Genomic DNA, 10,344 nt, shown 5'->3' with positions numbered 1-10,344 from the left:
ACAAATTTTGAATTTCAGGATATTGTGGATCTATTGATGCAATTAATTCAAACTTTCTATATGCTTCATTGAATTTTCTGTCAGCTAAATACTTACGGCCTTCATTTACTATATTATTTGCAAATTTCTTAAATGATTCTGGATTCTGCGCTAAATCACACCGCAGCAAATATTCAGTAGCGATTCTATTCTGTGGGAAAAGATTTAATATTTTCTGCCATTGTTTTCGGGATTCATCATAATTTCCCTGATTATACAGGCGTTTCCCTGATTCAATCAAAGGCTGTACAATGGAATAATACGGGTTATTTTCATCAACCACTTCCTCTTCCTGTACGCGTAATGCATCAAGTGCAGTGGACAGATAGCGTTTGGCCAATTCATTTTTGGGATCTAATGTTAAAGTAGCCTGAAATGCTGCTATAGCATCTCTGTATCTACCTTCAGTCAATGCCAGCAAGCCTTCCTGGAAAGTTTTGTCAATTTTTTGAAGTTTGAGTAATCGCTGTTGCTCTTCATATTCCTTTTTTAATCTGGGAATTGCCTCCAGTTGTGCTTTTGCATCCTTATAATTTTCAATTAATGCCAGAGCATTTTCAAAATTATCTTTTGCCTGTTCAAACTCATACGTTTTTAAATTATTTATACCAGCAACATAAAACTGTTCTGCCTGTATACGCCGCTGCTCATAGGTCCTTTTTTCTTCAAGGATATCATCTATTTTGGATAAATAATCTTTAGCCACCCTATTTTTAGCATCTAATTTTAAAACCTCTAAAAATTCATTTTTTGAATCGATATATTTTTCCTGTTTAAACAATTCTTCACCTGATGCAATCAACATCATTATTTTTTCATATTTCAATCTGTTGCTTATTGCTAATTCAGCCTGCCGTTTACCTTCAAGAGCAACGGTATCAAGCGGAACTAATCGCAATATTTCGTCCCAGATTTTAACAGCCTCTTCGTATTGCTTTTCCAGCATTAATTTATTAGCATCTTCTAACAGTGCATAATATTTTTTCTTTATCTCCTCCGCCATTCGCTTTTTGGCCAGTTCTAACTTGATTTCATTATCTAAAAGTTTTAAATCTTCACGCAATACCTGTAACTCCGGATCATTGGGGTCCATTCTATAGGCGATAATAAAATTATCTATTGCAATCTTTGAATTATTTTTAGCAGTTTCTGCATTATCAGGAAGCACCTTTCTTGATAACCGATAATATAGCTTTGCCCTTTGCAAAGATATATCTTTTTTATGTTTTTCCTCATATACAAGTTCTATTTTTCGTTGCACTTCTTCATTATTTGGATCTATTTCCAGTATCTTTAACCACTCAATTATTGCTTTTGAAAGCTCTTTTTTATCATAATATTCCTGTGCACGTTTATTAATCTCTGCAATTGTATTGGGATTTTGTGAGATAGCAACTGTAGTTAATAATTGTGAAAAAATTATAATAATTAATATTATCCCAATCTTTTGACAACTGGTACATAAATGATGCAAAACTATATACTGTATGTTTTTACGTATATTCATTATCCATTATTCTTGATAAATAAACGTCCTGTTAGACAATAACCATCCCCTGTCTTTTTGTGACCCCGAAATATAGCGAATTAATTTAATATCGCCATTAATAATTTGCTCTTCACGGTTGGTTTGCCTGTTATACAATGAAGCAATGAATCTTACGTTTTTAAATTCATAGGGCTTTCCATCGTTGTCTGTACCGTTATGAAGTTTTTCGTCAACTTCTACAATTTTTATATTAGAAATATAATACTGCTGATACATAGCATTGAATGTATGTATATCTTTTGGATAAGCTTCTAATCTGCAATATTCATGATAGTTCAGATTCTTAATTGCATATGCCCACTGTGCAAGTAAATTTTCTATATCAGAATAATCCTTTTTCTTTGAGCACGAAATAAAAAGAAAAGATTGGATAAGTAATATAATTATTGCCTGTTTAAAAATTTTACTATTCATTACACTTTTAACTCTCCTTAGATAAATAGTATTTTGTTTATTCTATATTTACTAATCCACTATACTCATTATCGTATGTTTAATTCCTTTTCGCCAAAAACTATTGCTGAAAATTTCTCTATTTTTGTATTTTCCCATTTCCACGCATCAGCAGGCAATCCTGCTTTATAGCATGTATGCTCTAAAAACGTTTTAACATCCCATCCATACTCTGTTGCAACCTGTGGTAAAAGTAATCCCGCCCTGAATCCATTACTTATTATCAGGCCATCTCTACAGATAACTATCTCCCCTATATCTTTAACAGGCTCTACAGGTGTTAAAACTGAAATCTCAATATCTATATCATCAAGCTCATCTTTTCGTAAAGGTTCAAAACGCGGATCCTCAAATGCAGAAGCTTTTGCCATATCAACAACAGCTTCGGGTATGGTTTTAATCCCTTTCACATAACCAATACAGCCACGTAATGCTCCATGTTTATGCAGTGTTACAAATGCACCACATTTTTGTTTAAATACTTCATCTGAAAAATCGTTGTTATAATCAACTTTTGGCAATGTACGTTTTTGTAAATATTCTTCAATTGTACGCCGTGCAAGCACAAGTAATTTCTTCTTTTGCTCATCATTCAACTGTACCATATCTCCTCCTCATTTAACAAAAGCAGCAGCTAAATATCCCACAACCTCATTTTTTGGTCCTGCTGTGTCGCCTGAATTTGCGTAATGTAAAATTTCAACCCTTCTGGCACCCAATTGTTTTGAAGCTACCATCCCAGCCAAAACAGGGCCTTCACCGCAGGCTTGCGCTTTGTCACTTTGAAGCATTTCATAAAGATAGTCTTCGTCAAATTTTTTTAATGATTCTATAAACGTAGTGTCAATTTTTCTGGCAATATCATAGTGATAGTAATGTGAAAGGTCAGTTGATAGTATAATACTGTAATTTCGCTTTTCATCCTGAAGTACTTGAGCTAACTTTTTACCTATCTGCCTGCATATTTCTAAATCAATGGTACCGATAACTATCGGTACTAATACAAAATCATTTAAAACAACCTGTAAAAAAGGCAGTTGAACCTCAAGCGAATGTTCATACTGATGTGCTTCTTTAATCTCGAAAAAAATATCCTCATCAAGGAGCTTGCCAGCAATATCAGTGTCCACTGTAATATCGCCCAGCGGGGTACTGAAAATACCATTTGTAATAATTGAAGCACCGTTAAACCGCGCACGATGCGATGGTGCTAACACTATAACAACATCAACAGGATTTTCTTTTAGCCCGGCATATGAATATGCAGCTACCGGGCCAGAATATATATAGCCTGCATGGGGTACAATAAATGCTACTGGATGTTCCAGTTTTTTTACCGAAGCTTTTGATAAGTAATTAATAATTTCATTTTTTAATTTTTCAGGGCTTGCAGGATAAAATGAACCTGCAAATCCAGGTTTGCGTTGAAACATGTCAAACCTCCACTAGTGAATATATTAAAATATAATAAATCATCATCCTCATTGCAAGTGATTTTATGTGATATAGATATAAAAAAAGAGGTGTCTTTTGGGACACCCCCCCCCCTTAATGTGTTACTACTATTAATCTGATACATTATGGAATAACAGCATGCACTCCTTAGAATGTTGCCTTCAACCCTGCTAAGAAGTGGAAGCCAGGCATTGGATATTCAATATATTGATTTCCCAGCGGTGGAACCAATACTGCAAATGTTGAATATTCTTTATCTGTTAGATTATACAGTGAAATAAACGCAGAATATTTCTGGAAAAAAGTATATGAAATTTTAGCATTTGCTACCAAATAGCTATTAAACTCTTTTGTACCAGCAGTATCTGCATACATCCCTTTTACATATTCACCATCCAGTGTAGCTGAAAAATCAAAAATTGTCAGAGTAAGTCCAGCATTTGCTTTATGCTTTGGAACATACGGCAAATACCCATTATCCTGTTTATTATCAATATATGAGTAACCTGCATTAAACGCTAACCACTTAGTTGCAGTAACACTCATTGCTATTTCAGCACCGTTGTAGGCAAACTTATCTGCATTTTCCCACTGTGTGGTATATATAAACATTTTATCTGACCATATTCTATATCCAGCAGCATGAATACTAATAATATCCATAATTTGCTGTTCTATACCACATTCAGCCGATGTATACGTTTCTGGTTCTAAGTCTTTGTTTGGATTTAAAGCTGGATACATCCCTTTCAAATATACCTGCCTAATATCAGGAAATTTAAATCCTTTTGCCACATTTGTATATATCTTGGTCTTTTCAAGTGGTCGTACTGCTGCTACTGCCTGCCAGGCTGTATAATCACCATACTCCGAGTTATAGCTGTAACGGGCACCACCATTAACACTCATTATATTATTAAATAACGCCTGATCCATCAATGCGTAGATTGCCGTATCATGCATATATTTATCCTTGATATAATAAATACCTGATGAAACATCCTTTGCAGTACCACCATACCTGCGCCATTCTGCTCCAGTTGTCAGTGTATTACCAGCCCACAGTTTCATAATTTCTTTCACACGCAATGCATACGAAGAGTCATCAGATTCAAATTTTTCTTCACCCGTATTTTCCAATGTAGATTCATGATGTCCAAAGTTACCTTCAGCCTGTACTGTTCCACTATACGTGCCATAATCGTGAGATAACTTTGCCACAACACCACCACGAGTAATGTCAAACTCTTCAAGAAGATTAAGTTGAATTGTTAATGGACCCCCTGATAAAGCACTTATTCCATCTGGACCTGGATCATGTATATTCTGCTTCATCCCATAACTGTCCACTGAGGCGTACCAGTTTTTAGAAAGCGCATACCCTATGTGTACAGTACCATTCTGTTGCATGAATTCTGATGTGAATGTTTTTCCATTTATTGTTTGTTTCCAGTCGCCATCAGTTTTTTGAAGCTGATAACCAACACTATAGTCAAGCTTTCCCATCTTTCCCATATGGTACAGGTAATCTTCAGTGGTATTCCAAGTGCCATATGAACCCTGCAGTTCGGTGATAAAGCCGTCTTCTTTTTGCTTTTTGGTAATGACATTGATAACACCACCCATTGCGCTCGATCCAAACAATACTGGCTGTGGTCCAATCAACACTTCAATGCGTTCAACGTTTTTCATTGTCATAATATCTGCTACTGGATGACCCATTATTCCCATTGTGGTATCCATTCCATTATACAGAACAGGAATGCCCGTTGTTGGCCCCCATCCTGATTTACCAATACCACGAATGGACATAGTTGCCGCACCACTTCGTGCCACACCATAACCCATTACCCTGTTTGAAGGAACATAGAATGAAGGAATATTTGATTTAACAATGCTCATTAAATCAGTTTCAGGATTATTTTTAAGGTTATCTCCGGTAATTGACTGGTATGCTCCAGGATATAACAGCGTATCTGATATTATAACATCCTGTAACTGCACTACTTCATCGTTAGTTTCCTGTGCAAAAACAGGAATAGCTATAAGTAAAGCAATAGTTAATAAGCGTAAATGTCTCATATGCACCTTCCTATAAAATAAATATAATTTAATGCTATTTATTTTTATTTAGTGATATTTGTCAATATTATTTTAAATAATATTAATACTTTTTAAGGGGGGATTTAAGTTTCGATAAAGTTTTTTTTGTACAAAATATAGTTGGAAAATTAAAACATATTTATTAAATATTGAACAAATACCTTGGAGGATAAATATGAATATAGAGACAACTACCTCAATTACTTCCGAGCATTTAGAACTTTTTAAACAATATACACCTCTGTATAAATTATTGCTGCATACCTTCATTATTAATTTCATAAATTATGTTCTATCTTATTAACGTATTCCTGTAAAATGCTATAAACGGTTACACTATTAGGAAGCGTTATCAACACTAGAAGCAGGTGCATCTGTATTTATATGAAATCGAGTGTGATTTTGTAATAGTATTATAGTATATTATATTTACCAAGGCGTTGTTTAGCTATTGTTATTGCTTCGTTTAGTGTGTTTCTATTCTGCTGCCCTTCCAACCGGTAGAGTTCTCTACCCTTTGTATCTAAAAAAAGATATACTGGTACACGCCATAAACGGTATGTGGAAACATACATTGCTCCTTCGGCCGTATGTATTTCAACTGTTTTTATCTGTATATCAGGGAAATTATGTGTAATATATTCTATACCGTCATCTGTTGTTTCGCACGACTGGCAATTGGTTGCAGTGACAATCACCATCGTTATTTTTTCACTGTCTAATGATGAAGAGCATCCATTGCCAGTAACTATCGCACATAGTATTAAAACAAAAAAAATGCACACATTATAATTTTTACTGCACACCAATGTCACCCATACTTTCTTTTTCCAGAAACTCAATGCGCTTTCGCTTCATCTCATCCTCAAATTCTTTGTCCGATAGCCCCGAAAGATCAGATGTTTTGGTTTTATATTCACCTTCATACGGTTTTATCATTTCCCTGTCCATAAATTCAGGATCAGGTGTTGTAGCTTCAATAAAACGATATCCACGAAGATCACGCAACACAAATTGCGGCTTTGCCTTCTGGTCAATAATGACTTTACCAAAGAACAGAAGCGGTACCCATTGCTTACCGGAATATAACTCGCGCTTTTCTATTGTGTATGCCACCGGCTCTAAGTCCTTATCAAAAAGATTTGCATCGATGATGTAATACCCTTTTCGGTATACATCCACTTCAACATCTACATAGAGCGATCCATTTTTTATATAGTCTCTGAAATTTCCGGTAAACTTTGCTGGAATTGTAGTTTCAGGAAAATATTCAAATGGTATTGCTGCATCAATTACTTCATCACCTACTTTAAATTCAACCTCTGCCCAGTATGTTCCTGTTTTCTTTTCCGAAGCAAACGCTTCAGCACATACCAAATCTGCAGTATAATCTCCCACATTATTTTTTGTAAGCGATAGTTCTGATATATACTTTGCTTTGTTATTATTCATTCCTTTCTTGATAATTGCTTTATGTATAGTAATGGGAATACGTGATGAATCTGGTTTGGTTCCTTCCAATACCATTAACACAAAAGTGATGCTGTCATTGCCAATGACACGATACTTATCTGCAGTGAAGAGATAATAGATATCACTTCCTTTTTCAATGGGAAGTGGCTGTTCATAACGACGGTTTGGCATAAGAAGGTCAATATTTTCTTTTGTAAGAGGCCTACTATTTGGTGGATATATGGAAAGCTTTTTATAATCCACCAGTGCCTGTTGTGGCGAGATGAGTCCCATCTGTTCAAGAACTGTTCCATAGCCTTTTGAACTATTACCTGATGTAAGTGTTGAAGGCTGGTTATTATTTTCTGATTTTGAAATCAATGCAACAATAATTATAATTATAATAACCAGCAGTATTGCTATATGAATCCCTTTAATTTTCATATCATTTCCTCTCAGCAATAGTACATAGTTCTCAATATCACATTTCTTTTGAAAAGCTTTTTCATTTAATATGAAAAAAAGCGCGGCTCTTTCAAACCGCGCCTGTGGCAGGAAAAATAATGTCAACTACCATCCTAACTGAGTAATGAATTTCATTTTCATTCCATAGTGATCAAGATAATAACCTGTACAGGTATATGCTATAACGTGATTTGTCCAGTGAGAACATGTACACAGACTTGAATAGCTTCCTGAATTTACACATGCTCCCGATGAATGATATGCTACCGCCCCATCGTCTTCACCCGGCAATAATACAGATGCACCGATAATACCCTTATACCCACCTATATGGTAGATAGTTATACCATTGGTATCATTATGGTTATACATATTACGAACAGTGCTTACCCCCAGTTGTCCTGCCAGGTTGCATGTAAAAAGATCCGAAATACCTTTAATAGCTATTTCACTTCCGCCACCAGCACCAGCGGTTGTATAAACATAGGCTATATTCCACTGTGGTGTATAATTTGCATTGATATACCCCATGATAACATCACCGGCGCTATAGTTAACTATATAACACCAGTTGCTACCCTTACAATACACATCCAGATAATTAGTTTTAAACTGACTTGCTGAGTATGCTATGGTATTGCGATTATCCACGTAACAGTTGATTGAAGTATAACCGGGTGCACTGGCCAAACGTGCTGTCCCTTTGCCGTCAAGCCAGTTAGTTGAACACATACCATTTAAATGCAGAATATAGGTTGTGCTAAATCCGGCTGATGCAATAAATACAAAACCTGCCACTAATAGCAAAATAGCAAACCTCTTCATAATCCCCCCATATCTATAATGAAATTATACCATATAGACGGTATGTATAAATCATTAAAATAGTATGTCAATTTTGTCAAGAATATTTTTATATATTATTCGATAACGATTTATATTTTTTACCATTCCTGGTACATAACCTCAGCAAAGCCTAACATACTACCCATACCAACAGTAGCAATGTCTGATATTGTTATTCCACCACAATAGTTTTTATTATAGAATGTGTAGTGTTCCCATTTTTTAATTCTTTTTTTATCAGCTTTAATATTCGTTTCATTAAATATAACAAGAGGTTTTCTTGACCATCCTGATACATTCAAAAATCCAGAATTATTTAATAGATTTGTTTCCTGTTTAATTTTAATTTGCTTTGTTATTGCTTTTTCTGGTTCAGGTATTATTTTATATTTCAAATTGACAATTAAAAAATAATAATTTATTATATCAATATGAATTGTACAAGAGTAATAGTAGTACTTATATTGTTTTTTTCTTTACAATGCTCTGAAAGCTACAGCATTACCAAACAATCCCGATTAGCGGGTAGCTGGTGCCCTTCTGATAAAAATGAACTTTTGAAATACCTTTTATCATCTGATAAACCATTGCAAAAAATTGAAGGCATACCACTTATAATAGTGCCCCATGCTGGATACATGTATAGTGCTCACATAGCTGCAAAAGCTTATAAAGCTATATCTGCATATAAACCTGATATTATAATTATCATTGGGCCATCGCATTACGAATATTTCAATGGATTTGCCCTTCCCCTTTACGATGCTATCAAAACTCCGTTAGGTGTAGTGAGCATTCAACAGAAAGCATTACGCTCGTTGTCACAAAACAATAATTTTACATTCAACAACAATGCCTTTGAATCAGAACATTCCATTGAAATTCAGTTGCCATTTATTCAGCACTATTTCCCTGATATCCCCATTCTTCCTGTGCTTGCAGGTAATGTAACGTACCAGCAAGCAAGACAGGCCGCTGTGCAACTATTACAAACACTCACAAGCTATAAAAAGCCACTATTTGTCATAAGCAGCGATTTTACCCATCATGGCCCGCGATTTAGTTACGCCCCTTATCACAAGTTACAGCCAGATAAACGTATGGAATACATCAAACGTGATGACAAAAAAGCAATTGACTATATACTTTCTCAAAACGCTGAAGAATTCTACAATTACTGCAGGTCTACTGGTATCACCATATGTGGTCATAATGCAGTAGTGTTAGGTCTGTTATTATTCTCAACAATGTATACAAAAGAATTGGTAGCATATGCAACATCAGCTGAAGTTACTGGCGATTACGATAACACGGTAAGCTATGCAGCCTTAGTAATAACGGGTGAATTTAATACAATAAACAAAAACATATTGGGCGATAATTCCTTTACTATATCTAATGCTGATAAAAGGTTTTTGCTTTCATTAGCCCGCCAATCTATTGAAACCATGCTGAATAATAAAACATTATTAGAATATAAAGGGGCTATCCCTGAACTCTGTAAACAAAACGCTGGTGCCTTTGTAACATTAACTATAAACGGAAATTTACGTGGTTGTATTGGATATATTGAACCCATAAAACCATTATATCAAACTGTCATTGAATGTGCGGTGAATGCTGCATTCCACGACCCACGATTCAGCCCCCTTACTAAGGATGAATATAAAAATATACATATTGAAATTTCGGTATTGTCGCCAATTATGCATATTGCTTCATTAGATGAGTTACGTTTAGGTACCGATGGCCTTTTAGTAGTAAAAGGCAATCGTCGTGGTGTTTTACTTCCACAGGTAGCAACAGAATATGGTTTAACAAAACAGCAATTTTTCCAGCACACGTGTGAAAAGGCAGGGATTTATCCATTTGAATATGATTCTGTAACAATGTATACATTTGCTGCTACTATTTTCAGTGAAAGTGAAATCGTTAAATAAAAATTATAATTCTTTAATTATTACATTGATGCTATAAATGAA

10 protein-coding genes are annotated in these 10,344 nt (G+C 34.9%); 1 reads left to right on the top strand and 9 read right to left on the bottom strand.

Annotation, left to right across the window (positions count from 1 at the left end):
* From AB1444_09150 to AB1444_09110, 9 genes are all read right to left on the bottom strand, one after another.
* Nucleotides 1–1,546 (bottom strand): tetratricopeptide repeat protein (locus AB1444_09150; protein MEW6526818.1); only part of this gene is annotated, 1,546 nt, incomplete at its 3' end.
* 6 nt (nucleotides 1,547–1,552) lie between these two features.
* Complete coding sequence (locus tag AB1444_09145; GenBank protein MEW6526817.1) at nucleotides 1,553–2,002, bottom strand: hypothetical protein; 450 nt, start codon at nucleotides 2,000–2,002, stop codon at nucleotides 1,553–1,555.
* Nucleotides 2,003–2,070: 68 nt separating this feature from the next.
* Nucleotides 2,071–2,646: an AmmeMemoRadiSam system protein A gene (amrA, locus tag AB1444_09140; GenBank protein MEW6526816.1), complete on the bottom strand. Its 576-nt coding sequence runs from the start codon at nucleotides 2,644–2,646 to the stop codon at nucleotides 2,071–2,073.
* Between the two features lie 9 nt (nucleotides 2,647–2,655).
* Nucleotides 2,656–3,474, bottom strand: a complete 819-nt coding sequence (amrB, locus tag AB1444_09135; protein MEW6526815.1) for an AmmeMemoRadiSam system protein B — start codon at nucleotides 3,472–3,474, stop codon at nucleotides 2,656–2,658.
* Between the two features lie 169 nt (nucleotides 3,475–3,643).
* Nucleotides 3,644–5,578 carry a TonB-dependent receptor gene (locus AB1444_09130; GenBank protein ID MEW6526814.1) on the bottom strand — a complete coding sequence of 645 codons (1,935 nt, stop codon included), beginning with the start codon at nucleotides 5,576–5,578 and terminating at the stop codon, nucleotides 3,644–3,646.
* Nucleotides 5,579–6,012: 434 nt separating this feature from the next.
* Nucleotides 6,013–6,405 (bottom strand): hypothetical protein, encoded by a 393-nt coding sequence (locus AB1444_09125; protein MEW6526813.1) that lies wholly within the window; start codon nucleotides 6,403–6,405, stop codon nucleotides 6,013–6,015.
* A complete protein-coding gene (locus AB1444_09120; GenBank protein MEW6526812.1) occupies nucleotides 6,395–7,495 on the bottom strand; it encodes a hypothetical protein in 1,101 nt (366 codons plus the stop codon). The genes AB1444_09125 and AB1444_09120 overlap by 11 nt, the downstream gene beginning before the upstream one ends.
* Nucleotides 7,496–7,621: 126 nt before the next feature.
* Nucleotides 7,622–8,341 carry a hypothetical protein gene (locus AB1444_09115; GenBank protein ID MEW6526811.1) on the bottom strand — a complete coding sequence of 240 codons (720 nt, stop codon included), beginning with the start codon at nucleotides 8,339–8,341 and terminating at the stop codon, nucleotides 7,622–7,624.
* Nucleotides 8,342–8,460: 119 nt separating this feature from the next.
* On the bottom strand, nucleotides 8,461–8,757 hold the full coding sequence (locus AB1444_09110; protein ID MEW6526810.1) for a DUF2804 family protein: 297 nt from the start codon (nucleotides 8,755–8,757) through the stop codon (nucleotides 8,461–8,463).
* Between the two features lie 36 nt (nucleotides 8,758–8,793).
* On the opposite strand from AB1444_09110, the gene amrB (AB1444_09105) reads away from it, so the two are divergent.
* Nucleotides 8,794–10,302, top strand: coding sequence for an AmmeMemoRadiSam system protein B (gene amrB, locus AB1444_09105; protein ID MEW6526809.1), 1,509 nt, complete (start codon nucleotides 8,794–8,796; stop codon nucleotides 10,300–10,302).
* Nucleotides 10,303–10,344 lie beyond the last annotated feature (42 nt).

The organism is Spirochaetota bacterium, assembly GCA_040756435.1.
Classification (GTDB): domain Bacteria; phylum Spirochaetota; class UBA4802; order UBA4802; family UB4802; genus UBA4802.
This window is presented reverse-complemented; position numbering and strand designations above follow the sequence as displayed.